Origin of the sequence: Magnetospirillum sp. (genome assembly GCA_027532905.1) — a bacterium.
Classification (GTDB): Bacteria; Pseudomonadota; Alphaproteobacteria; order CACIAM-22H2; family CACIAM-22H2; genus Tagaea.
This window is the reverse complement of record JAPZUA010000001.1, coordinates 79,322-101,954: the sequence shown is the minus strand read 5'-3', so window position 1 is coordinate 101,954 and position 22,633 is coordinate 79,322. Positions and strand designations below refer to the sequence as shown.

The window sequence follows — 22,633 nt, the reverse complement described above, 5'->3', positions numbered from 1 at the left end:
TGGCGCCCTGGAAGTTCATAGGATCGATTAAAGGGCAGATCGGGCGAGGCGTCAAATGTTTTGGCACGGGAATTGAACCTCCGCAATGGACCCCGCCGGAGACTTCTCTTCGGCCCTTACCCGGAGCAAACCCCCATGTTCAACACCTTGAAAGCCGTGGCTTTCGCGGCAGCCCTCGTTGCAGGTGCTGCGGGTGCGCAAGCGCAAGCGCCGACCACGATCAAATTCACGCTCGGCTGGAAAACTCAGGGCAGCGACGCGGCGTTTTTCGTCGCGCGCGACAAGGGCTATTTCGCGCGCGAAGGGCTCAACGTGACGATCGACCAGGGCGAAGGCTCGGGGGCGACCGTCACGCGGATCATGGGCGGCGCCTACGATGCCGGCTTCGGCGACATCAACGCGATCATCCAAAACGCGGCGGCCAATCCGGGCCAGCAGCCGATCATGGTCTACCAGATGTGGAACCAGCCGCCCTTCGCGATCGTCGCGCGCAATCCGGCCGGGATCAAGTCGATCAAGGATTTTGAGGGCAAGACGCTGGGCGGTGCCCAAGGCACGCCGACCACGCGGCTGATGCCGGTGTTCGCGTCCGTGAACAAGCTCGATCTTTCGAAGATCAAGTTCACGAATATGGCGCCCAACCTGCAGGAGCCGATGCTGATCCAGGGCCACATGGACGCGGCCATGGTCTTCAACATCACGAGCTACTTCAACCTCGTCGGCCTCAACCAGGATCCGGACAAGGACTACACCTGGTTCTCTTTCGCCGACTACGGCATGGATCTCTACTCGAACGGCATGATGGTCTCGCAAAAGCTGATGCGCGAGAACCCGAAGGCCGTGGCGGGCCTCGTTCGCGCCGTGAACCAGGCCACGCTCGAAGTGGGCCGCGACATTCCGGGGGCGATGGCCTCGGTGCGGCGCTTCGACGCGCTCGTCGACATGAACGTCGAAACCCGCCGCCTCAAATTCGCCTACGAAAAGCTCATGGTCTCGGCCGAGAGCAAGGAGATCGGCGCGGGCGACGTGAAGGACGAGCGTTTGGCGCGTTCGATCGGCATGGTCGTGTCGGGCTACGGCTTGACGCGCACGCCCGAGGTGCGCGAAGTCTTCTCGCGCGAATTCCTCCCCGCCCGCGGCGAACGCGAGCTCGTCTATATGGGAAACTGAGTTGACCCAAACCCGATCGCTCGTCGTCAAAGGCGGGCGCCTTCTCGACATCGACAAGGACAAGGCCGAGCCGGCGGACATTCTCGTGTCCGCCGGTTTCGTTCTCGACATTGGCCCGTCGGGTTCGTTCGACGCCGTCGCGGCCGACCGGCTCGATGCTGCCGACCGCTTGCTCGTTCCCGGTCTCGTCAACGCGCACACACACGCGCACGGCGCTTTGGGGCGCGGTGCCGTCGGCGACCAAGTGCCGCTTGAGCTGTTCTTGAACGCGTCGGGGGCCATCAACGGCCAGCGCACGCGCGACGACAAGTATCTGACCGCGGCCTTGTCGGCCGCCGAAATGATCCGGCGCGGCTGTACGGCGAGTTTCGATCTGTTCGTCGAATTCCCGGCCCCTTCGGCCGAGGGCATGCGCGCGACGGCGCAGGCCTATTGGGATGCCGGCATGCGCGCGGTCGTGGCCCCCATGATGGCCGACCGCACGCTTTATCAGGCTTTGCCGGGTCTGCTCGAAGCGATCCCGGCCGCCTTGCGCGGGCCCTTCGAGAAGCTTGCACTGGCCCCGTTCGAAACCAGCCTTGCCAATCTGAAGCCCATCTATGCGGATTGGCCGTTCGATCGTGCCTTCGTGAAGCCGGGCATTGCGCCGACAATCCCGCTGCATTGTTCGGACGCGTTTTTGTCGGCCTGCGGCGTCTATGCGCGGGACTACGGGCTGCAGCTGCAAACGCATCTGGCAGAAACGAAGGTTCAGGCGGTATTGGCGCGCCAGAAATACGGCACCGGCATGACGCAGCATCTCGATTCTTTGGGATTGCTGGGGCCACATTTCAGCGGCGCGCACGGCATTTGGATCGACCGCAGCGAGATGGACCTCGTCGCCAAGCGCGGCGGGCGCATTGCGCACAATCCGTCGAGCAATCTGCGTTTGGGGTCGGGCGTTGCTTCGATCCGCGAAATGCTCGATGCCGGCATCGAGCTTGCGATCGGCACCGACGGGACGAACACCGGCGACGGCCAGAACATCTTCGAGGCCGTACGGTTGGCGGCATATCTCTCGCGCCTGCAGGGGCCGGATTATCGCCAATGGGTCACGGCGCGCGAGGCGTTCGTGGCCGCCACGCAAGGCAGTGCGGCCCTTCTGGGCTTCGACAAGATCGGCAAAACAGCACCCGGCTATGCGGCCGACATCGTGTTCCTTGCACTCGACCAGCCGCAATACGTGCCGCTGCGCAGCCCACTCACGCAAATGGTGTTCGCGGAATCGGGCTCGGCAATAAGGCGCGTGATGATCGGCGGCAAGGTCGTGTTCGAAGACGGCAAGCTGCTCACACTCGACGAAGCCAAGCTGCGCCGCGAAGCCGAAGCTGCTGCCGCGCGCCTCGATGCCGCGAACGAAGGGGCCAAACACGCGGCCGCCTCGATCCACGATTTTGTCGGCACGTTCTGCATGGCGCACGGGCGGGCGGATTGCGCCATCCGCCGCCGGCTCGATTGCCAAGCTGTTTGAGCGGCTAGGCGGTTTGAGCGCCGTAGTAGAGCATCACGCTATGCTTGGCCTCGGCGAAGAACAGCCAGCGTTCTACCGCGAGACCTGCCAATAGCAAAACGGCAGCGACGCTGCTCGCGGCGATCGCGAGCGTGCCGGGCAAAGCGGTTGCGAGCAAAGTCAGCGCCAAGGGAATACGGAAGCCTGCATTGAGGGCGATGGCGCGCAGCTTGGCGGCGTGTTTGCGGGCGATTTTGTAGCCCATCTCTTTGAGCAGATAATTCTCTTCCGTGTGCGGCGCTTCGAAAAGGCGCACCTTGCCGATGGCCCCCAGGCCCGTCGCGGTCTCCGGCGTCGAGGCCGATTTTGTCGTGTCGATGAAATGCCAATAGCGCTGCTTGGCGAACAGAGCCACGACGATGGCGACCGCACTTACGACGCCGACCGCCAATTGCGGGTGCCCCCAGATATGCACAAACGCATTCAGCAGGGCCGCCCCGCTCGCGAGCGCCATCGCGAGATAGCCGGGCACGACGTAGCGATTGTGCCATTGGTGGATCGGTTTCAAGGAGCGGTAGATCATCGCCGTCGCATAGACCGTCGCGCCGGCGAGCACGGCACCCAGCAAACCTGCGAGGGCCACGAGCCCGTCGACATTGCCGAGAATTGCCCAGCCGATGCCGAAGACCGCAAGCGGCATATAGGTCGCCAAGGCGGCGATACCTTCGCGACTCAGCCACGAGCTGCGCCATTGGCTCAAAGCGCGCCACGCGCGTTCGGGATGGCCGAGATGCGCCGTCGACGAAAACAGCCCCGCCGTGATCAACGCCGTCGCAAGTCCGAGGCTGCACAGGCCGAAGACGCGGTCGGCGGGCACCAAGCCCAACGCGTTGCCGATCCCCAGCAATGCGAACAGGCCGTAGCCCGCACCCGAGGCGGTGGTGAAAAAGATGACCGAAAAAGCGGGATGCATCGCGGATGGACTTTCAGCGGGAAAGGACTTTGTCCATCCAGCGCAGCAATGGATGGAGGCCGGCCGTCTCGGCGGGTTTGGCAAGTTCGGCGGCCGCACCCGTGCAGCCGGCGGCCGTCTTGGACGCACGCGGCGGCAGGTAGCGGTTGACGGGCGCATAGCCCATTTCGGGCATCAGCGCGTAGCCGCCGCGCGCTTCGACGAGTTTCGACACGTCCGAGTGCGGATCGCCCAAATCGCCGAAATGGCGCGCACTCGCCGGGCATGTCGATACGCAGGCCGGCACGCGTTCTTCGGCAGCCAGGTTTTCGTTGTAGATGCGGTCAATGCACAAGGTGCATTTTTTCATCACGCCTTCGTCGGCGTCGAACTCGCGCGCCCCGTAGGGGCACGCCCACGAGCACAGCTTGCAGCCGATGCAGGTGTCCGCATTGACGAGCACAATGCCGTCTTCTTCGCGCTTGTAGCTCGCCCCCGTCGGGCACACTTCGACGCAAGCGGGCTTCTCGCAATGCAGGCACGATTTGGGGAAATGGACGGTGCGGCTCTCGGGGCTTTCGCCCGCCTCGAACGTATGGATGCGGTTGAACCACACGCCGTCGGCGTTGGCCCCGTAGGGGTCGAGATCGGTCATCGGGGCCGAATGGCCGCCGCTGTTCCATTCCTTGCAGTTGACCGCACAGGCGTGGCAGCCCACGCACGTGTCGAGATCGATCACGAGGCCGAGTTTTTTCGCACCCGCTGCGGGTTCGGCGTAGCTGGTCATTTGGGCTTCCATTCGCTGCCGTAGCGCAGCACGGTCGGGTGGTCCGGCATATGCGGCGGGGTTGCGATGTCGGGCAGGCGCGGGCTCGTGATGCCGGCCTCGGCCGCATCGGCTTTTTCCACGCGCACGCGCAGATCGTACCAAGCCGCCTGGCCCGTGACGGGATCGGAGTTGGAATAGCGATAGCCGTTTTTGGCCGGTAGCAATTCGCCGATCAGATGGTTGAGCAAAAACGCCTGGTTCGATTCCGGCGCGTCGGCGTCGAGGCCCCAGGTGCCCGCCCGCTTGCCGATCGCGTTCCAGGTCCACACGGTGTTGGGGTTCACCCCCTCCATCGTGCGGATCTGCGCCTTGATGCGGCCGTGATGCGAGGTGATCCACGCCCAATCGTCGTCGGCAAGGCCGAGATCGGCCGCCGTCTGGCGATGCATGTAGAGGCGGTTGCGGTTGAGGATTTGGCGCAGCCACGCATTCTGCGATCCCCACGAATGGTACATCGGCATCGGGCGCTGGGTCACCGCATGGAGCGGAAATTCCGCCTCCGCGATCTGCGTTGCTTCGAAGGTCGGGTACCAGAAAGGCAGCGGATCGAAATAGGTTTCGAGGCGTGCCTTATGTTCGGGCGGTGCCTGGATCGCGCCGATGCCGCGTGCGGCATTGCGGAAGCGCTGCAGCGGCTCGGAATAGATCTGCAGCACGATCTGCTCGGGCTTGTCGATGAGGCCGAGCTTGGTCGCGGCCTCGAGATAGCCCTTGTTGGCGTGTTTGTAATAGAGCTGGTCGGGCTCGAGATGGTGGCGCCAGAAAGCGCCGTTTTCGATGTAGCGCTCGAGCTGCTTGGGATTGGGCGCGCCCACGCCGGCCTTGTCGCCGTCCGCCCCGCGGAAACCCGCAAGCGGGCCCACGCCGGGTTTGCGCTCGTGGTTGACGATGTAGTCGGGATAGCCGCCCGGAAATTTGGGCGTGCCGTCGGCATTCGTGAAGCCCGGCAGTTTGAGACGCGCGCCGAGATCGATCAGCACGCTTTGGAAGGCGCGCACGTCGCGGTCGGGGGCGACGACCGGCTGGCGGATCGCGTCGGCCGGGCCTTCGGCCGAGCCGATCGGCCGGTCGAGCAGCGAAATGCAGTCCCAGCGCTCGAGATAGGTCGTATCGGGCAGGATCAGGTCGGAATAGGCGACCTGTTCGGAATAGAACGCGTCGGAATAGATGATGTGCGGGATCTTGTAGCTGCCGTCGGCGTTCTTGTCGGTCAGCATGGCGGCCGTCCCGGCCGAATTCATCGACGAGTTCCACGCCATGTTGGCCATATACATGAACAGCGTGTCGATTTTGTAGGGATCGCCCGCCCACGCGTTGCGGATCGCCATGTGCATGAGCCCGTGCGCCGCGATGGGCGCTTCCCACGAGTAGGCTTTGTCGATGCGCATGGGCTGCCCGTCGTCGTCGAGCAGCAGATCTTCAGGCCCGAGCGGAAAGCCGAGCGGCATGCCGCCCATCGGCTTGCCCGGATTGACTTGGGCCGGTTTGCCGGTGGGTTTGGGGCCGGGCGGGCAGGGGCGCGGGAAGGGAGCTTTGTAGCGCCACGAGCCGGGTGTGTCGACCGCCCCCAGCAGCATCTGCAGCAGATGCAACGCGCGGCACGTCTGGAAGCCGTTCGAATGCGCCGAGATGCCACGCATCGCGTGCATGGCGACCGGGCGGCCGATCGTCTTTTCGTGGCGCCGGCCGGCCCAATCGGTCCAGGGCTGGTCGAGCACAATCTGTTTTTCGAACGCCGCATGCGCCAGTTCGGCCGCAATGCGCTTGATCGTCGCGACGGACACGCCGCAGCGTTCGGCGACCGCTTCGGGCGCATAGTCCGGCGACAGATAGCGAAGCGCCATGAGCTCGAACGCAGGGACGGCCTTGCGCCCGTCGGCGAGCGTCACCTCGCCCACAAGGCGCGGATTGAAATCGGCGCCCAGCGCGCTGACGGCTGCGTTTTTGCCCGTGTCCCAGCACAGCGGATTGCCGGCTGCGTCGCGCACGAACAGCCCGTCGTCGCGTGCCACGAGCCACGGCGCGTTCGTGTAGCGCGCGAGGAAATCGAGATCGATGCGGTCGGCTTGCAGCAGTTCGTGCACGAGTGCGAGCACGAACAGCCCGTCGGTACCTGGGGCAATGCCGATCCACTCGTCGGCGATCGCCTGATAGCCGGTCTTGACCGGATTGATGGCGACGAATTTGGCGCCGCGCTGCTTGAGCGTGGCGAGGCCCGCCTTGATCGGGTTGCTGTCGTGGTCTTCGGCCACGCCGAACAGCAGGAAATATTCGGCCCGTTCCCAATCGGGTTCGCCAAACTCCCAGAACGAGCCGCCGATCGAATAGAGCCCGGCCGCCGCCATATTGACCGAGCAGAAACCACCATGCGCCGCGAAATTCGGCGTGCCGAATTGGTTGGCCCACCAGCCGGTCAAGGACTGGCTCTGGTCGCGGCCGGTGAAAAAGGCGAGCTTTTTGGGGTCGCTGGCACGGATGTCGCCGAGCCATTTTTCGGCGAGCGCCAGCGCTTCGTCCCATTCGATTTCTTTGAAGTCGCCGGCCCCGCGTTCGCCCATGCGCAGCAATGGTTTCGACAGCCGTGCCGGGCTGTAATGGTTCATGATTCCGGCCGAACCCTTGGCGCACAGAACGCCGCGATTGACCGGGTGGTCCTTGTTGCCCTCGATGTAGCGAATGCGGCCGTCGCGCAGATGCACGCGGATGCCGCAGCGGCAGGCGCACATGTAGCAGGTCGTGCACTTGACCTCGTCCGAGACCTTCGGCGAAAGCTCGATTTCGTGCGGTCCCGTCCCGTCCATTGGCATCTTCTTTGCGCCTTTTTTGCCCTGCGGATCGACATTTACCGCCTGTTCTTTAATAGGAGTGCGTCCGCGGACTGTCAAACCTCGCGCGCGGCGGGCCAAGGGGTTGCGCTGAATTCTTCGCAGGTAGATAATGGTGGCTCGTAACGGAGAACAAACGCAGCAAATGGCCGAACTCTCCCAACAGGATCTTGAGCGACTTGCGGCCGACCCGTCGAGCGCTGCGCGTGCGGCAACGGCGAGCAAAGTTGCGTCGACTTGGAAAGCCACGGCGCTGACGCCCGAAGCGCGCGCCGAGGCTGAGCAGGTCTTGCGCCTGCTCGCTAAGGATGCCGCCGTCGCCGTGCGTCAGGCTCTGTCGGACCATCTTAAGGACGCAAGTTTGCTGCCCGCAGGGCTCGCGATGACGCTGGCACGCGACATCGATTCGGTGGCGTTGCCCTTGCTGCTCGAAGGCAAAGCATTCAGCGATGAAGATCTGATCGAGATTGCGGCGACGCAAGGCTCGAACAAGCAGGTCGCGATCGCCAGCCGCAAAGAAGTGTCCGACGCCGTCGCGGCAACCCTGGTCCAGCACGGCAACGACAAGGTCGCCGCCAAGCTTGCCGCCAACGAAGGTGCCGCCCTTTCCGAGGCGACGGCAGAAAAACTCGTCGAGAAGCACGGCGCTTCGGGCGAGGTGCAGGAAAAACTCGCGGCGCGCAAATACGTGCCGCTGCGCGTGCTCGAAAAGCTCTACAGCATGGCGTCGGAGTCGATCCGCGACAAGCTGCTCGAGCGCGAGGACGTGTCGAGCGAGATGGCCTCCGACCTTGCGCTCCAGGCGCGCGAAATCGCGACCGTCGGCTCGTCGCTCGCCTCGCAGGAAGAAGACGTCGCGCGACTTGCCACGCATCTGCATCAAAGCGGGCGCCTCGATCCGGGCATTGTCGTGCGCGCCCTGTGCATGGGCGACATGTTCCTGTTCGAGCACGGCTTGGCGCGGCGCGCCAACGTGCCGATCGACCGCGCGCGCCAGCTGATCTACGATCCGGTCGGCGGCCTCAAATACGTCTACGAACGCGCCTTCATGCCGCAGGGCCTGTATCCGGCCGTGCGCGCCGCTTTGGAAGTGGCGCAAGAGACCAGCTACGACGGCGGCCCGTCCGATCGCGAGCGCTATCGGCGCAAGATGATCGAGCGCGTGCTGACCAAGGTCGAAGATGCCGATCCGGCGACGGCCGACTATCTCCTGTCGCGCCTCTCGACCTTGACGCAGTCGCTGGCGCATTTGCCGTCGGCCTGACGCAAAGCGCGCCTTTCCTTGCCGCCGCAGCTCCAAGCCTCGACCGAAGCCCGCGCCAAACGCGTCTTGTCGCGTTCGCTTGGCGCCCTCGCCAAGCAGGACGAAGACGTGGCCGAATGGCTTGGGCGCATCGGCAAGCCCGCGCCGCGCATCCGCACGCAAGGTTTCGAAGGATTTTTGCGCGCCATCGTGTCGCAGCAAGTGTCGATCGCGGCGGCCAGCGGCATCTGGAAGCGTCTGGAAGCGGGCTTGGGCGAAATCCGCGCCGAACGCCTGCTCGAATTCGACGCCGACGCGTTGCGCAGCTTCGGCCTGTCGCGCCAGAAAGCGCTTTATGCGCGCGGGCTTGCCGAAGCGGTCGTGTCCGGCGATCTCGATTTCGACGTTTTGCACGCTGCACCCGACGAAGACGCGATCGCCGCGATCACGCGCCTCAAGGGTCTCGGGCGCTGGAGTGCCGAAATCTATCTGCTGTTTGCGCTGCAGCGCACGGACGTGTGGCCTGCCAACGATCTCGCCTTGCAGGAGGCGATGCGCGTTCTGAAAAACCTACGCGACCGGCCCGACGAAAAGAAGCTGCGCAAGCTCGGCGAGGCGTGGCGCCCGCATCGTTCGGCCGGTGCCTTGTTCCTATGGCACGTCTACCACCATATCAAACAGCGCTGAGGGCGCTTGCCCTTGGGGCTCTCCTGGGCAGCGGCGTTGCGGCTGCGCAAGCGCCGGCACCCGTCCCAGCACAAGTGGATGTGCGCGCCGAGTTCGAAAAACTCGTAAGCCAGATCGAGACATTGCTCGACCGAGCACTCGAGCCCGAACAGCGCGCCGAACTGCGCGCAAGGCTTGCCCCGCTTGTGAGCCGCCTCGAAGAGGGGACGAGCGACGACGCCGCAACGCGCGTGTTCCGGCTCGAACGGCGCTTGGCGCGTTTGCGCGAAAACCGGCGCGGCACGTTCGACAACATTCCCCCGGCGCTCTACGAGGCGTATCGTCAGGTGCTCGACGACGAGGAGCGTCGGCTCGTCGAAGAGCTGCGCGGCCTCGGCCGCAATCCGTAGTTTCCCGTTCGCGCGAGGCCGCTCGATGGACACGCATGAACCGCATGTGACCGCCTTCTTCGACGAAGCCACGTCGAGCCTCAGCTACGTGGTTGCGGACCCTTCCAGCAACCATGTCCTTGTCGTCGATCCGGTGCTGGATTTCGACGCGAAATCGGCGCGCCTGGGATCGGCTTCGGTCGATCGGCTGGTGCAAGCGGTCGCGGGCAAGAATGTCGACTGGATCGTCGATACGCATCCGCATGCGGACCATCTGAGCGGTTCGGCCGTCTTGCAGCAGCGCATCGGCGGGCGCACGGCAATCGGTGCGGGCGTGACCGAGGTGCAGAAACACTGGGCTGCAAAGTTCGAATTCGAGCCTGAGTTCCGCTGCGACGGCAGCCAGTTCGACCGGCTGCTGCGCGACGGCGACGTGCTCGAAATCGGCGGCCTGCGCGCCATGTCGCGCGATACGCCCGGCCACACGCCCGCCTGCACTGGCTTGCTTGTGACCGGCAAATCGGGCCGCATCCATGCCTTTGTCGGCGACGTGCTGTTCATGCCGGACTCAGGGACGGCCCGCACCGACTTTCCAGGCGGCTCGGCGCAAACGCTCTATCGCTCGATCCGCAAGCTGCTCGATCTGCCCGGCGACACGCTGATCTACACCGCACACGATTACCAACCCGGCGGACGCGCACTTGCCTATTGTTCGACCGTCGCCGAACAGCGGGCGGGCAACATCCATGTGAAAGACGGCGTGGACGAGGGTGCGTACGTGGCTTTGCGCGAAGCGCGCGACCGCACGCTCGACACGCCCAATCTGCTGCTGCCCGCAATCCAGATCAATATTCGCGGCGGGCAGATGCCGCCGGCGTCGGCCAAGGGCAATCGGTTTTTGAAATTGCCTTTGGTTGAGCTGTGAACCGCGACATCAAAGGCCCGCATGCGCTGGCGGCCGAAGCGCGGCGCAAGGCTGCCGAGGGCGAAGCGCTGCGCGCCAATTTGAAGCGCCGCAAGCTGCAGCTGCGCGGCCGTGCTGCGTTGGCCGACGAAGCAACCGTCGCGGCCGTGCTCGATTTCTGGTTCGGGGACCCGAACGATCCGCTGCGCGACGCGTTCCGCGATTCGTGGTTCAAGGCAGACGCGGCGTTCGACCAAGAATGCCGCGAACGGTTTGGCGCCTTGGCGGCCGAGGCTGCACAAGGTGCGTTGGCGCGGCTTGGCGACACGCCCGAGGGTGCGTTGGCGCTGATCCTGCTGCTCGATCAGATGCCGCGCAACATCCATCGCGGCACGCCGCTTGCGTTTGCCAGCGACGAAGCGGCGCTGTCGCTGGCACGCCGCATCGTCGCGCGCGGTTTCGACCAAACTTTGCCGCCCGTCATGCGCCTGTTCGTCTATCTGCCGTTCACGCATGCCGAGGATCTCGGCGCCCAAAACGAATGCGTGCGGCTCGTCGAAAGCCTGCCGGAAGCGCCGTGGCGCGCGCGCGCGCTCAAGTCCGCGATAGCGCACCGCGACGTGATCGTGCGCTTCGGCCGCTTTGCCCATCGCAATGCATTTTTGGGCCGCACGAGCACGGCCGACGAGCAAGCCTATCTCGCCGAACCGGGGGCAGGTTTCTAGCGCACGCGATAGAAGCGGTAGGTACCGAGCATCACGCCCGCGACGAGCAGGATTGCACCCGCCCCCTCGAAGGCACTCGGAAAACGTTCGGCATGGATGAAGCCGAACAGCAATGCGAACAGCGTTTCGGAGACGATCAATTGCGCGGACAGCGCCAAGGGCAGGCGCTGGGCGGCAAGCGACCACAGATACGTCGCGAACCATGAACTGAGCAGCCCTGTTGCGAGCGACCACACGATCAGCGGAATCGCTTCGGCGCGCAGCAGCCCAAGCTCGGGGATTTTCGACAGACCCATCGCAACGCCCGGCAGCCCGAGCAGCACCATGCCGGCACCGGCGCCGAGCCCGGTCAAGCCTGCCCACGCGACGGCATCCATCCTCGGCAGGCGCTTCAGCGCATCTGCATTGACGATCGCGTACCACATCCACACGAGCGTGGCGCCCATTGCAAGTGCGAGGCCCGCCGCCAGCGCCAATCGGCTGTCGATCGTGGGCGCTTGCAACGCCGCTTCGAGATTGACGAGCGCCAAGCCCGCCGCGATCGCGGCAAGCGGTGCCAGTAGTGCGCGCCACGCGATCGCCGGCGCGCGGAAATTGGCATAGATCGCAAGCAGGATCGGCAGGCAGCCGACGACCAAAGCGGGCAGGGCGGCGCCCGCCAATTGGACCGCGAAGGCCACGAGCAGGTAATAGACCACGTAGCCGAGCAGCCCGAGCCACAGGGCCGTGCGCCAATCGTTGCGCGAAAAGGTCCGCAGCACATCGCGGCGGGCGGCCAGCAGAATGGCCGCCGACGCGAGGCCGTAAACGACGTAGCGCCCCGCCGTCACGTCGAAGGCCGTATAGGGGGCGACCGCCAGGGGGGCGATAAAGCTCAAGCCCCACATGGCCCCGGCACCCAGCCCCGCAGCAATACCGATCCACATGGGGGCGGCGATAGCACACGGCTTGGTGCCCGGCCTATTCCTTTGTCTCTTCTGGATTTTGCCGTCCGACCGGGGTAAGGGAGGGTGATGGACAAGATACGCATTCGCGGCGGTCGGCCGCTCAAAGGCACGATCCCGATCGGCGGCGCCAAAAACGCGGCCCTGCCGCTGATGGCGGCAAGCCTGCTGACCGACGAGACGCTGACTTTGGTCAATATCCCGCATCTGGCGGACATCTCGACGCTCGCCAATCTGCTGGCGACCTTGGGCGTGGAAATCGCCCTCGACGGCCATGCGCCCAATGGCGGCCATGCCGGGCGCGCCCTGGCGCTGAGCGCCAAAAACATCACCAGCACGACGGCGGCCTACGATCTCGTGCGCAAGATGCGCGCCTCGATCCTGGTGCTGGGGCCGCTTGTGGCGCGCGAAGGCAAGGCGCGCGTGTCGCTGCCCGGCGGCTGCGCCATCGGCGCGCGTCCGGTCGATCTGCATCTCAAAGGGCTCGAGCAGCTCGGCGCCAAGATCGAACTCAAGGAAGGCTACGTCGAAGCGGCCGCCCCGGGCGGGCTTGTGGGGGCGCGCATCGTGTTCCCGTTCATCTCGGTGGGGGCCACCGAAAATCTGATGATGGCGGCAACCCTCGCCAAGGGCCGCACGGTGCTGGTCAATGCCGCACGCGAGCCCGAGGTTGGCGACCTTGCGCGCTGCCTCGTGGCGATGGGGGCCACGATCTCTGGCATCGATACCGACACGCTGACCATCGACGGGGGGGCCAAGCTCCATGCCGCCCGCCACACCATCCTGCCCGACCGGATCGAACTCGGCACCTATGTGATGGCGACGGCCGCAACCGGCGGCGACGTGGAACTGGTCGGCGGGCGCCTCGACCTCATCCAGGCGGCGGCCGACATTCTGGGCCAGGCGGGCGTGTCGTTTGCGCCGACCGAGCGCGGCTTCCGGGTCAGCCGCACAAACGGCGCCTTGACGGGCGTGGACGTGATGACCGAACCTTACCCTGGATTTCCGACCGACCTGCAGGCCCAGATGATGGCGCTGCTGGCGTCGGCCGAAGGGGCGTCGATGGTGACCGAAACGATCTTCGAAAACCGCTTCATGCATGTGCCGGAATTGCGGCGCATGGGGGCCAACATCAATCTGCATGGCGGCTCGGCCATGGTGCGCGGCGTGCCGAATCTCACGGGCGCCCAAGTGATGGCGACCGATCTGCGCGCCTCGGTCTCGCTCGTGATCGCAGGCCTCGCGGCTCGGGGCGAAACCACGGTGGCGCGCGTCTACCATCTCGACCGCGGCTACGAGCGGCTCGAAGAAAAGCTCTCCGCCTGCGGGGCCGATATCGAGCGGCTCAAGGAGGGCGCATGACAGCCGCCGCCCAGGGCCTGCGCTTGAAGGCGACGGACGCGGAAGATTTCCGCATCATCGCTGCTTGCCTGCAGGATGCGCTGATCCCGATCGGCGACATGAAGTTCGACGCGGGCCAGCGCGAATTCGTGCTCGTGGCCAACCGCTTTCGCTGGGAAAACTGCCAGGATACCTGGGAGGTCGAGCCCGAGCCCGAGCCTGTCGATCCGGCGTTTGCGCCGTGCAATTCCTACGAGCGCGTCAATTGCGGCGTGCATTTCGCCGGCATCGACAATGTGCGTCGCCGCGGCCTCGACCAGCGCGAGCGCGGGCGCGTGCTCGAACTGCTGACGATCGAAGCGCATCCGGGTGCCATCGTCATGGTGTTTGCGGGCGACGCGGCGATCCGCCTCGAAGGGCCGCACATCGCGTGCCTCATGCAGGATATCGGCGATCCGTGGCCGACCCAGTGGCGCCCGCGACATCCGGTCGGGTAAAACGACGCGCCCTCGTGCGCGCATTTGCGTTTACGCCTCGATCGGAGTTCTTCTGCCCGTGCCAGCCAACGACAAACTCATTCTTGCCCTGTCGAACGGACGCATCCTCAAAGAAGTGATGCCGCTGCTTTATGCCGCCGGCATCCGGCCCGAGCCCGAGTTCGACAATCCCGACACGCGCCTGCTGCGCTTCCAGACCAACGACCCGCATCTCGACATCGTGCGCGCGCGCGCCTTCGACGTCGCTACCCTCGTCGCGTTCGGGGCCGCGCATCTCGGCGTTGCGGGCAACGACGTGATCGTCGAATTCGACTATTCGGAGATCTATGCACCGCTCGATCTGGGCATCGGCAAATGCCGCTTGTCGGTGGCCGAGCCTGCCGATCTTGCGGGCCGCGACGATCCGCGCAAATGGAGCCATGTGCGCGTCGCCACGAAATATCCGAACGTCACGCGCAAATATTTCGCGCGTCGCGGCGTGCAGGCCGAATGCATCAAGATGAACGGGGCGATCGAACTCGCCCCGGCCTTGGGGCTTGCGCGCCGCATCGTCGATCTCGTGTCGTCGGGCGCCACGCTCAAAGCCAACGGCCTCGTCGAGGTCGAGCACATCGCCGACGTCACCACGAAGCTGATCGTGAACCGGGCTGCGCTCAAAACGCGCCACGGCGACGTGCAGCCGCTGATCGACCGCATCGCGGAGGCGACCCGTGCCGCTTGATCTCGACGCAACCACGCCCGGCTTCGACGCGAAGTTCAAGCGCCTGCTGGCCTCGCGCGACGCGCATTCGCAATCGGCCGACGCGATCGCGGCCAAGATCGTGGCCGACGTGAAAAAGCGCGGCGATGCGGCCCTTGTCGAATACACGAACCGCTTTGACCGCATGGCGATCAAAGCCGCCGATCTGCGCGTGCGCCCCGCCGAAATTTCGGCCGCCCTCAAAGCTTGCGCGCCTGCGACCGTTAAGGCGCTCGAGCTTGCCGCAAGCCGCATTGCCGCCTACCACGCCAAACAGCATCCGACCGATGCGGTGTGGAAAGACAAAGCAGGCCTGCTGCTCGGCTGGCGCTGGACGCCGATCGACGCGGTCGGGCTCTATGTGCCGGGCGGGCAGGCGGCGTACCCGTCGTCGGTGCTGATGAATGCCGTTCCGGCGAAGGTGGCGGGCGTACCGCGGCTGGTCGTCGTCGTCCCCACGCCTGACGGCAAGCTCAATCCGCTTGTTCTCGCCGCGTGCAAAATCGCGGGCGTGGACGAAATCTACCGGGTCGGCGGGGCGCAGGCCGTGGCCGCCCTTGCCTACGGCACCAAGACGATCGCGGCGGTCGACAAGATCACCGGCCCCGGCAATGCCTATGTCGCCGCCGCCAAGCGCCTCGTCTTCGGCACGGTCGGCATCGATCTAATCGCGGGGCCTTCCGAAGTTGTCGTCGTTGCCGACGGCAAAAACGACCCGCGCTGGATCGCGGTCGATCTTCTGGCCCAGGCCGAACACGATGAAGCGGCCCAGTCGATCCTGATTTCCGACGATGCCCGCTTCATCGCGGCCGTGAATGCGGCAGTGCTCAACGAGCTCAAGACGCATCCGCGCCGCAAGATCGCCGCCGCCTCGTGGCGCAAGCACGGGGCGACGATCCGCGTCGGCAAGCTCGACGACAGCGTTGCGCTGATCGACCGGCTCGCACCGGAGCATCTGCAGCTTGCCGTGGCCGCCCCTGAGCGTTTGGCCGCCCGCGTGCGCCATGTCGGTGCGATTTTCTTGGGGCGTTTTGCGCCCGAGGCGTTGGGCGACTATCTCGCCGGCCCCAACCATGTGCTGCCGACCTCGCGCGCGGCGCGCTTCTCGTCGGGCTTGGGTGTGGATGCGTTCGTCAAGCGCACGACCTTGATGGGCGCCGATGCGGCGGGCTTGCGCCGCCTCGCCCCCGCCGGCACGGCCCTTGCCGAAGCCGAGGGGCTGGCAAGCCACGCGGCATCGATCGCACTTCGCGCCGCTGCAAAGAGGGGGTAGGGATGGATGGCTCTTCCGACCGCCGCAACCGCATTTCCAAGATCGATCTCGACGAGCAATTGCGCGTAAGGCGCAATGCCGACATCGAGCACGAGCGCACGGTCGCGATCTTCGACCTGCTCGAGGACAACCGCTTCGAGCTCCTCGGCGTCGAGGCCGGGCCCTACCACCTCAAACTCTCGATCGAAGAGCAGCGCTTGGCCTTCGACGTGCGCGCCGAGCAGGGCGATGCGGTCGAAAAGATCGTGCTGGCGTTGACGCCGTTCCGCAGCGTGATCAAAGACTATTTCACGGTCTGCGAAAGCTACTACGACGCGATCAAGCGCCTGTCGCCGACCCAGATCGAGGCCCTCGATATGGGCCGGCGCGCGGTGCACAACGAAGGATCCGAACTGCTGCGCGAGCGGCTGGAAGGCAAGATCGTGCTCGATCTCAACACCGCGCGGCGGCTGTTCACGCTGATCTGCGTGCTGCACATTCGCGCGTGACGGGCCGATGTCGGCTCCCCCGACGCCGAAAATCGGAAGCCTGCTGTTCTGCTGCACGCTGAACGCCGTGCGTTCGCCCATGGCCGAGGGGCTGGCCAAGCGGCTGCTGGGTACGCGCGTCTATGTCGACTCGGCCGGCGTCAAGCGCGAGCCCGTCGATCCGTTCGTGATCGCCGCCCTCGACGAGATCGGCATCGACATCCACCGCCACAAGGCCAAGACCTTCGACGAGCTCGTCGACAGCTCGTTCGACATGATCGTGACCTTGAGCCCCGAGGCGCACCACAAAGCCCTCGAACTCACGCGCATCATGGCCTGCGACGTCGAATATTGGCCCACTTTCGACCCGGCGCTGATCGAAGAGGGCAGCCGCGAGGCGCGGATGGAGGGCTATCGGCAGCTGCGCGACCAGCTCAAAACCCGCATCCTGCGGCGTTTTCCGGACCTCGCGCGCGAGGATGCCGACGCGCCCGACGGATAAGGGCTTGACCCCGGCCCCTTAAAGCGCCAATTTCCCGCGACTTTTGGCGTGCCAGCGCGCGTTTTTCGCGTGCCTCGCGCGCCCAGCGGATCGTTCCGACGGAGGCCTATGGCAAAAGAAGGACTTATCGAATTTTCGGGCGTTGTGCAGGAGCTGCTGCCCAATGCGATGTTTCGCGTGAAACTCGACAACAACCACGAGGTTCTGGCGCACACGTCGGGCAAGATGCGCAAGAACCGCATCCGCGTGCTCGCCGGCGACCGCGTCAATGTCGAGATGACGCCCTACGATCTGACCAAGGGTCGGATCACGTTCCGCTTCAAGTAGGAGCCACTTGGCGCCGCCGCTCGTCCTTGCGTCGGCAAGCCCGCGCCGTCTGGCTTTGCTGGCGCAGATCGGCGTTGTGCCTTTCGCCGTTGCGCCGGCCGATATCGACGAAACACCGCGCAAGGGCGAAAGCCCGCGCGTGCTGGCAACGCGCCTTGCCGCTGCCAAGGCCGCTGCCGTTGCGGCGAACCATCCCGATGCGGCCGTACTTGCCGCCGACACTGTCGTTGCCGTCGGCCGGCGCATTCTGCCCAAGGCCGAAACCCAAGCGCAGGCCGCTTCGTGCCTGGCCCTTCTTTCCGGCCGTCGCCATTTTGTGTTCGGCGGCATTTGCCTGATCCTTCCCGGTGCCAAACCGGCGCTGCGCCTGTCGGCCACCACGCTCGCCTTCAAGCGCCTGACTCAGACGGAGATCGACGCGTATCTCGCAAGCGGCGAGTGGGACGGCAAAGCCGGCGGCTACGCGATCCAAGGCTCGGCCGCCGCGTTCGTGCGGTTTCTGTCGGGCTCCTACACCAACGTCGTCGGGCTCGATCTTTTCGAGACGGCGCAAATGCTCAAAGGACGCGCCCTATTATGAGAGCGCCCACAGACGAAATCTTCGTCGAAACCCGTGAACACGCCTATCGCGCTGTCGCCCTCGTGCAGGGTGCGTTGCGCGACGTGGCGAGCGAGCCGTTCGACCGGCGCTTGGCCGTCGGCACCATCCATGTGGCGCGTGTGGCGCGGTTGGTGCCGCAGCTCGGCGCCATCCTCGATCTCGAGGGCGGCGCGCGCGCATTGATGGACGTGCCGGGCCGCGCACCCGAACAGGGGGCTTTGCTGCGCATCCAGATCGTCGAGCCGCCCTTTGGCGATAAACTTGCCAAGGCCTCGCGCAATCTCGCCCTCGCCGGCCGTTTCTGCGTGCTCACACCGGGCGGCAAGGGGGGAGCGATCTCCAAGCGCCTCGTCGGGCCCAAGCGCGAAGCGCTGGGCGAGATGGCCGCGCGCTTGGTGCAGGAAGGCGAAGGCCTCAATCTGCGCCTCGCGGCGGCTTACGTCGCCGCCGAGCGCGTCGAAGCCGAACTTGCCAAACTGCGCGCGACGGCCGCCACCCTCGCAGGCGAGCTTGGCTCGCAACCGCGCATGCTGCTGGCCGACGATCCGTTCGCAGCATTGCTGCGCACGCTTGCCCCGCAAGATACGCCCGCCATTTTTTGCGACACGCCCGAAGCCTTGCGCGCCGCGCGCGAGGGTCTTGCCGAGCTTTTCGCCGACGTTGCCGGGTTCGTGGCGCGCGTGGCCGATCCCAAATTGTTCGAGCGCTACGGTATCGGCGACATTCTCGCTTCCGCCGAGGCTACACGCGTCGATCTTGCCGGCGGGGCGTGGCTCGCGATCGAGCCGACGGCAGCGCTTGTGGCGATCGACGTGAACCAAGGCAATTCGCGCCAATCGCCGCTCGAGGTCAATCTCGCCGCAGCGCGCGAGATCGGGCGGCAGTTGCGGCTGCGCGATCTGGGCGGGCTCGTCGCGGTCGATTTCCTGCGCATGGCCAAACCCGGCGAGCGCACGCGCACGCTCGAGGCCGCCAAGCACGCCACGCAATCCGATCGGCGGCGCGTGGACGTGCTGGGTTTCACGCCCGGCGGTATTGTCGAAATGACGCGTGCGCGGGCACGCGGCGGCTTGGTGGATTGAGAAAAAGGGCGGGGGCGGGGCGATGTCGCAAATCGTCGAACTCAAGCGCAAGCCGCGCAAGGCCAAATGCCCGATCTGCGCGCGGCCGCCGCTTGCAACTCTTGCCCCCTTCTGCTCGAAGCGCTGCAAAGACGAAGATCTGCGCCGCTGGCTCGACGGCGGCTACCGCATCCCGACCGACGAAGGGCCGGACGGACCCGAAGCACCCGACGGGCCATGAGCACGCCCGCACTGCCGGATTTCGTCGAACACTGCATCGAATTGCTCGGCGACCTCGGCGCCGTCGCGGCCCGGCGCATGTTCGGCGGCTGGGGGCTCTATGTGCAGGGCTGCATGTTCGCACTCATCGCCGACGAGGTGCTGTATCTGAAGGTCGATGCCGAGACCCGTCCGCGGTTCGAAGCCGAAGGGTTGCCGCCTTTCACCTACGAAGCGCGCGGCAAGCGCCACGCGATGAGCTATTTCCAGCCGCCCGAATCGGCGATGGAAGACCGCGCCGAGATGCGCCCCTGGGCGCGCGCAGCCGCCGATGCGGCGTTTCGGGCGGCCGCTGCCCGCAAGCCGCCCTCAGCCAAAGCGAGCCCGCGCAAAGCGGCAGGCTTGCTCAATCTCGGGCCTAAAACGGGTGCTTGGCTTGCCGAAATCGGCATCCATACGCCCGCCGACCTAAAGCGCGTCGGGGCGGTCAAAGCCTATGTCCAGATCAAGCGGCGCATGCCGGACGTTTCGACGATCCTGCTCTATGCGCTGCACGGCGCCTTGGTCGGCACCCGCTTCGACAAGCTCGAAGCGGCCACAAAATGCGAACTCCTCGAAGCGGCGCAAATCGAGGCTAAGCAGCTGGAAAAACGGTTGAATTCCCCGAAAAAAGGGGTCAAGGCCAAGCATTGACAGGGCGGCGTTGCCCTTCTATAAGCGCGGGTCTGTCGCATTACCCGGTGCCCAGGTAGCTCAGTTGGTAGAGCATGCGATTGAAAATTGCAGTGTCGTTGGTTCGATTCCGACCCTGGGCACCATTCGCGACTTGGCCTTAATCAAATCAATAGCTTGCGCCTCTGTTTTGTCCGACTTTTCGGGCGAGGCCTCAAGGTGAGACAGTTTCTGCGCGTCGGCCAAGCGGCCGAGCCCGCCATGATTTTTTGCGCCGCCCCGGCCGTGTAGCGCGCGACCCGCGCGAAGCGAAGCTGAGTCTTGCACAAACGGCACCGCGAAGCGCGGCCCTCTCCTGCTCGCACCGAGAGAGAGGCCGACAACCGGCAAAAGCTGGAGCTGTTAGATAGCAACGTCTTTGATGCGAATCGCTATGGGGCACTGGAGGACTTGAATGGCTTTGCCTAAGGTAGAATAATGCGAGGTACTCGGAGAATGACGCGCATTGCGTCTTCGCGTTAGCGGCTTGGCAGGCGCTCAAAAAACTTAAGGGTATGTTTATGGCAGGAGGCTCAAAAATTAGTATTTGGAAACGAGTAGCGGTTGGCCTACTGCAAGCTGGGTTAGGATTGTTTCTAATTGTTGTCTCAATTTCGGTAGCGATAAACATGATTGCCTTGCGCGTGCTTGGGGACGGAAGGAACTATGAACCCGACGCTTGGCTAGGTTTTTGGGGAAATGTTTTTGGTGGCAGCCTTGGGTTAATAGGCGGATTGATTGCGGCTTACGCCGCAGTACGAGCTGTTGAGAGGCAACTTGAAAAACAGGAAGTCGATCGCAAAGTTGAAGCCAAGAAGCAATTGACTGCATATGCTAGATTTTTTTTGATTTCTGTTAACGCGAGTATAATCAGTGCGCGCTCACTAACTCAGGCAATCAAAAATAATGATATCAGGCAGGCTATCAAGTATGGCGGCAATGTTTTTTTACCCCAACGATGGATCGATCCTCAGATGCGCGCAGAATGGCAAAGCAAAGCTCCTACTGTCGCGATTCAGTTGACATTGTTCATTGCTATGCTGGAACAGCAGAAAATGGCAATGGAGGCTGCCCGTAACTTTGCCGATTCCGGCGCTGTTAAACTCGTTGATTCTGATCGGCCGACTGCCGGTCAAATAAGGCAAATAGCATCAACAAACTCCCTATTGATCGGCCACGGCGCGACGCTATGTATGACTATGTCTCAAGAATTAGATGAATTAAGCGCAGAACTTCGCGATTCTGCAATAGAGCTTTCTGCTTTATTCAAAGACTTGAGCGAGCAATCGGATCGACTTTACGAGAATTACTTAAGGCTGGGTGGAAACCCCGACAGTACAAAAATATGATTTTTCCTATCAAATAAGCTCGATCACGCAATTCGCTAGAATCCTGGCGGCAAAACTTTGGATATTCTCGACACAGCATAGACAAGCGTACTAGCGTCGAATGCCAACGGCCGTTTAACAGGTACTGAAAGATGCTGAATTTGTTGTGAAATCTGATACATTTCTCTAGTCTAGACCCTGGGTGCTACTCTCGCGCCGATCCCCTTCTAACCGATAGATCTCGGCCTGCGGCTCGGCGGCGTGCCCAGGCGCCGTTCAATGCATTTTGCGCCGCACTTCGCGCGGCTGGCTTTGCAAGAAACGCCTCGGCTGCGCTAAAATGGGAAAGTTGGGTCGCGTCGGCATCGCTTGCGGCCCGTTCCTGACGGTTGGAGAACCCGCCAGATGCGCATTCGCGACGATTACCGGACACTGACCGGGGCCGAAAAGGCGTCGATTCTGCTGCTGTCGCTGGGCGAAGAGGTCGCGACCAAGCTCTTCGCGCTGATGAGCGACGACGAGATCAAAGAACTATCGCAGACCATGTCCACGCTCGGCACGGTCAATTCCTCGATCATCGAGCGTCTGATCGTCGAATTCGCCGACCAGATCGCCGCGACCGGTTCGCTGGTCGGTTCGTTCGATTCGACCGAACGCCTGCTCGGCAAGGTTCTCGACAAGAACCGCGTCTCCAACATCATGGAAGACATCCGCGGCCCCGCCGGCCGCACGATGTGGGACAAGCTCGGCAACGTCAACGAAGCCGTGCTCGCCAACTATCTCAAAAACGAGTACCCGCAGACCGTGGCCGTGGTGCTCGCCAAAATCCGCCCCGACCATGCCGCACGCGTGCTCGGCACTTTGCCCGAAGCGTTCGCGATGGAAGTCATCATGCGCATGCTGCGCATGGAGACGGTGCAGAAAGAAGTGCTCGACGACGTCGAACGCGTGCTGCGCAACGAGTTCATGTCGAACCTCGCCAAGACGAGCCGCAAAGACACGCACGAGCTGATGGCCGAAATCTTCAACTCGCTCGAGCGCCAGACCGAAGCGCGCTTCACGACCGCTCTCGAAGAGCGCAACCGCGACAGTGCCGACAAGATCAAAGCCCTCATGTTCAAGTTCGAGGATTTGGGCCGCCTCGATCCCGGCGGCGTGCAGACGCTGCTGCGCGCGGTCGACAAGTCGAAGCTCGCCATCGCCATGAAGGGGGCCAACGAGCAGGTCCGCGACCTGTTCTTGTCCAACATGTCCGAACGTGCGGGCAAGATGCTCAAAGAAGAAATGGAAGCGTTGGGCCCCGTGCGCGGCAAGGACGTGGCCGAAGCGCAGACCGCGATGGTCAACGTCGCCAAAGAACTCGCCGCGAAGGACGAAATCGTCCTCTCGAAGAGCGGGGCCGGCGGCGAAGACGATCTGATCTACTGATCG

The 22,633-nt window shown here is 64.2% G+C and carries 24 protein-coding genes and 1 tRNA gene; 21 read left to right on the top strand and 4 right to left on the bottom strand.

The features are described 5' to 3' along the window. Positions 1 to 135: 135 nt before the first annotated feature. Together O9320_00510 and O9320_00505 are read left to right on the top strand one after the other, a co-directional pair. Positions 136 to 1,170: an ABC transporter substrate-binding protein gene (locus tag O9320_00510; protein ID MCZ8309302.1), complete on the top strand. Its 1,035-nt coding sequence runs from the start codon at positions 136 to 138 to the stop codon at positions 1,168 to 1,170. 1 nt (position 1,171) lies between these two features. Beyond that, a complete protein-coding gene (locus tag O9320_00505; GenBank protein MCZ8309301.1) occupies positions 1,172 to 2,680 on the top strand; it encodes an amidohydrolase family protein in 1,509 nt (502 codons plus the stop codon). A gap of 4 nt (positions 2,681 to 2,684) precedes the next feature. Here O9320_00505 and O9320_00500 read toward each other — a convergent pair whose 3' ends face one another. Genes O9320_00500 through O9320_00490 form a run of 3 tightly spaced genes read right to left on the bottom strand, consistent with a single transcriptional unit; the run spans position 2,685 to position 7,241 of the window. After that, positions 2,685 to 3,632: a dimethyl sulfoxide reductase anchor subunit gene (locus tag O9320_00500; GenBank protein MCZ8309300.1), complete on the bottom strand. Its 948-nt coding sequence runs from the start codon at positions 3,630 to 3,632 to the stop codon at positions 2,685 to 2,687. 13 nt (positions 3,633 to 3,645) lie between these two features. Then, on the bottom strand, positions 3,646 to 4,398 hold the full coding sequence (locus O9320_00495; GenBank protein ID MCZ8309299.1) for a 4Fe-4S dicluster domain-containing protein: 753 nt from the start codon (positions 4,396 to 4,398) through the stop codon (positions 3,646 to 3,648). Continuing rightward, entirely contained in the window at positions 4,395 to 7,241 is a 2,847-nt protein-coding gene (locus O9320_00490; protein MCZ8309298.1) for a molybdopterin oxidoreductase family protein, read from the bottom strand. The genes O9320_00495 and O9320_00490 overlap by 4 nt, the downstream gene beginning before the upstream one ends. Positions 7,242 to 7,410: 169 nt before the next feature. Here O9320_00490 and O9320_00485 point away from each other — a divergent pair, with 169 nt between their 5' ends. From O9320_00485 to O9320_00465, 5 genes are read left to right on the top strand one after another with little or no spacing between them, the layout of a single operon-like run. Then, positions 7,411 to 8,529 carry a DUF2336 domain-containing protein gene (locus O9320_00485; protein ID MCZ8309297.1) on the top strand — a complete coding sequence of 373 codons (1,119 nt, stop codon included), beginning with the start codon at positions 7,411 to 7,413 and terminating at the stop codon, positions 8,527 to 8,529. An 18-nt stretch (positions 8,530 to 8,547) separates the two neighbouring features. Beyond that, positions 8,548 to 9,195, top strand: coding sequence for a DNA-3-methyladenine glycosylase 2 family protein (locus O9320_00480; protein ID MCZ8309296.1), 648 nt, complete (start codon positions 8,548 to 8,550; stop codon positions 9,193 to 9,195). Further along, positions 9,162 to 9,584 (top strand): hypothetical protein, encoded by a 423-nt coding sequence (locus O9320_00475; GenBank protein MCZ8309295.1) that lies wholly within the window; start codon positions 9,162 to 9,164, stop codon positions 9,582 to 9,584. The genes O9320_00480 and O9320_00475 overlap by 34 nt, the downstream gene beginning before the upstream one ends. A gap of 25 nt (positions 9,585 to 9,609) precedes the next feature. Beyond that, positions 9,610 to 10,488 carry an MBL fold metallo-hydrolase gene (locus O9320_00470; protein ID MCZ8309294.1) on the top strand — a complete coding sequence of 293 codons (879 nt, stop codon included), beginning with the start codon at positions 9,610 to 9,612 and terminating at the stop codon, positions 10,486 to 10,488. After that, on the top strand, positions 10,485 to 11,192 hold the full coding sequence (locus O9320_00465; protein MCZ8309293.1) for a DUF924 domain-containing protein: 708 nt from the start codon (positions 10,485 to 10,487) through the stop codon (positions 11,190 to 11,192). Before O9320_00470 ends, O9320_00465 begins: the two co-directional genes overlap by 4 nt. Here the strand turns inward: O9320_00465 and O9320_00460 are convergent. Continuing rightward, positions 11,189 to 12,118 (bottom strand): EamA family transporter, encoded by a 930-nt coding sequence (locus O9320_00460; GenBank protein ID MCZ8309292.1) that lies wholly within the window; start codon positions 12,116 to 12,118, stop codon positions 11,189 to 11,191. The genes O9320_00465 and O9320_00460 overlap by 4 nt on opposite strands. Positions 12,119 to 12,205: 87 nt before the next feature. Here O9320_00460 and murA point away from each other — a divergent pair, with 87 nt between their 5' ends. The 14 genes from murA (at position 12,206) to fliG (ending at position 22,630) form a co-directional block, all read left to right on the top strand. Next, complete coding sequence (gene murA, locus O9320_00455; protein MCZ8309291.1) at positions 12,206 to 13,498, top strand: UDP-N-acetylglucosamine 1-carboxyvinyltransferase; 1,293 nt, start codon at positions 12,206 to 12,208, stop codon at positions 13,496 to 13,498. After that, on the top strand, positions 13,495 to 13,974 hold the full coding sequence (locus O9320_00450) for a DUF2948 family protein (GenBank protein ID MCZ8309290.1): 480 nt from the start codon (positions 13,495 to 13,497) through the stop codon (positions 13,972 to 13,974). The genes murA and O9320_00450 overlap by 4 nt, the downstream gene beginning before the upstream one ends. 58 nt (positions 13,975 to 14,032) lie before the next feature. Beyond that, positions 14,033 to 14,695 carry an ATP phosphoribosyltransferase gene (gene hisG / locus O9320_00445; GenBank protein ID MCZ8309289.1) on the top strand — a complete coding sequence of 221 codons (663 nt, stop codon included), beginning with the start codon at positions 14,033 to 14,035 and terminating at the stop codon, positions 14,693 to 14,695. Then, positions 14,685 to 15,986, top strand: coding sequence for a histidinol dehydrogenase (gene hisD / locus O9320_00440; GenBank protein MCZ8309288.1), 1,302 nt, complete (start codon positions 14,685 to 14,687; stop codon positions 15,984 to 15,986). Before hisG ends, hisD begins: the two co-directional genes overlap by 11 nt. A gap of 2 nt (positions 15,987 to 15,988) precedes the next feature. Further along, the gene (locus O9320_00435; GenBank protein ID MCZ8309287.1) at positions 15,989 to 16,474 is read left to right on the top strand and encodes a UPF0262 family protein; all 486 of its coding nucleotides are present in this window, start codon (positions 15,989 to 15,991) and stop codon (positions 16,472 to 16,474) included. Positions 16,475 to 16,481: 7 nt separating this feature from the next. Further along, entirely contained in the window at positions 16,482 to 16,955 is a 474-nt protein-coding gene (locus O9320_00430; protein ID MCZ8309286.1) for an arsenate reductase ArsC, read from the top strand. A gap of 108 nt (positions 16,956 to 17,063) precedes the next feature. Then, positions 17,064 to 17,282, top strand: coding sequence for a translation initiation factor IF-1 (infA, locus tag O9320_00425; protein ID MCZ8309285.1), 219 nt, complete (start codon positions 17,064 to 17,066; stop codon positions 17,280 to 17,282). A gap of 7 nt (positions 17,283 to 17,289) precedes the next feature. After that, positions 17,290 to 17,862: a Maf family nucleotide pyrophosphatase gene (locus O9320_00420; protein ID MCZ8309284.1), complete on the top strand. Its 573-nt coding sequence runs from the start codon at positions 17,290 to 17,292 to the stop codon at positions 17,860 to 17,862. Beyond that, positions 17,859 to 18,965 carry a ribonuclease E/G gene (locus O9320_00415; protein ID MCZ8309283.1) on the top strand — a complete coding sequence of 369 codons (1,107 nt, stop codon included), beginning with the start codon at positions 17,859 to 17,861 and terminating at the stop codon, positions 18,963 to 18,965. Before O9320_00420 ends, O9320_00415 begins: the two co-directional genes overlap by 4 nt. 22 nt (positions 18,966 to 18,987) lie before the next feature. Next, positions 18,988 to 19,185 carry a DNA gyrase inhibitor YacG gene (yacG, locus tag O9320_00410; GenBank protein MCZ8309282.1) on the top strand — a complete coding sequence of 66 codons (198 nt, stop codon included), beginning with the start codon at positions 18,988 to 18,990 and terminating at the stop codon, positions 19,183 to 19,185. Next, positions 19,182 to 19,856 (top strand): TfoX/Sxy family DNA transformation protein, encoded by a 675-nt coding sequence (locus O9320_00405; GenBank protein MCZ8309281.1) that lies wholly within the window; start codon positions 19,182 to 19,184, stop codon positions 19,854 to 19,856. Before yacG ends, O9320_00405 begins: the two co-directional genes overlap by 4 nt. A gap of 49 nt (positions 19,857 to 19,905) precedes the next feature. Beyond that, positions 19,906 to 19,981, top strand: a tRNA-Phe gene (locus O9320_00400). Positions 19,982 to 20,389: 408 nt separating this feature from the next. Next, positions 20,390 to 21,223 carry a hypothetical protein gene (locus tag O9320_00395; protein ID MCZ8309280.1) on the top strand — a complete coding sequence of 278 codons (834 nt, stop codon included), beginning with the start codon at positions 20,390 to 20,392 and terminating at the stop codon, positions 21,221 to 21,223. Positions 21,224 to 21,607: 384 nt separating this feature from the next. Next, positions 21,608 to 22,630 (top strand): flagellar motor switch protein FliG, encoded by a 1,023-nt coding sequence (gene fliG / locus O9320_00390; GenBank protein ID MCZ8309279.1) that lies wholly within the window; start codon positions 21,608 to 21,610, stop codon positions 22,628 to 22,630. Positions 22,631 to 22,633 lie beyond the last annotated feature (3 nt).

Coding starts and splice junctions, on each gene's coding strand:
- O9320_00395 (MCZ8309280.1), top strand. CDS start 20,390: ATGTTTATGGCAGGAGGCTCAAAAATTAGTATTTGGAAACGAGTAGCG.
- O9320_00405 (MCZ8309281.1), top strand. CDS start 19,182: ATGAGCACGCCCGCACTGCCGGATTTCGTCGAACACTGCATCGAATTG.
- O9320_00450 (MCZ8309290.1), top strand. CDS start 13,495: ATGACAGCCGCCGCCCAGGGCCTGCGCTTGAAGGCGACGGACGCGGAA.
- O9320_00415 (MCZ8309283.1), top strand. CDS start 17,859: ATGAGAGCGCCCACAGACGAAATCTTCGTCGAAACCCGTGAACACGCC.
- yacG (MCZ8309282.1), top strand. CDS start 18,988: ATGTCGCAAATCGTCGAACTCAAGCGCAAGCCGCGCAAGGCCAAATGC.
- O9320_00430 (MCZ8309286.1), top strand. CDS start 16,482: ATGTCGGCTCCCCCGACGCCGAAAATCGGAAGCCTGCTGTTCTGCTGC.
- fliG (MCZ8309279.1), top strand. CDS start 21,608: ATGCGCATTCGCGACGATTACCGGACACTGACCGGGGCCGAAAAGGCG.
- O9320_00500 (MCZ8309300.1), bottom strand. CDS start 3,632: ATGCATCCCGCTTTTTCGGTCATCTTTTTCACCACCGCCTCGGGTGCG.
- O9320_00470 (MCZ8309294.1), top strand. CDS start 9,610: ATGGACACGCATGAACCGCATGTGACCGCCTTCTTCGACGAAGCCACG.
- O9320_00460 (MCZ8309292.1), bottom strand. CDS start 12,118: ATGTGGATCGGTATTGCTGCGGGGCTGGGTGCCGGGGCCATGTGGGGC.
- O9320_00510 (MCZ8309302.1), top strand. CDS start 136: ATGTTCAACACCTTGAAAGCCGTGGCTTTCGCGGCAGCCCTCGTTGCA.
- infA (MCZ8309285.1), top strand. CDS start 17,064: ATGGCAAAAGAAGGACTTATCGAATTTTCGGGCGTTGTGCAGGAGCTG.
- O9320_00490 (MCZ8309298.1), bottom strand. CDS start 7,241: ATGGACGGGACGGGACCGCACGAAATCGAGCTTTCGCCGAAGGTCTCG.
- O9320_00475 (MCZ8309295.1), top strand. CDS start 9,162: ATGGCACGTCTACCACCATATCAAACAGCGCTGAGGGCGCTTGCCCTT.
- O9320_00435 (MCZ8309287.1), top strand. CDS start 15,989: ATGGATGGCTCTTCCGACCGCCGCAACCGCATTTCCAAGATCGATCTC.
- O9320_00485 (MCZ8309297.1), top strand. CDS start 7,411: ATGGCCGAACTCTCCCAACAGGATCTTGAGCGACTTGCGGCCGACCCG.
- murA (MCZ8309291.1), top strand. CDS start 12,206: ATGGACAAGATACGCATTCGCGGCGGTCGGCCGCTCAAAGGCACGATC.
- O9320_00495 (MCZ8309299.1), bottom strand. CDS start 4,398: ATGACCAGCTACGCCGAACCCGCAGCGGGTGCGAAAAAACTCGGCCTC.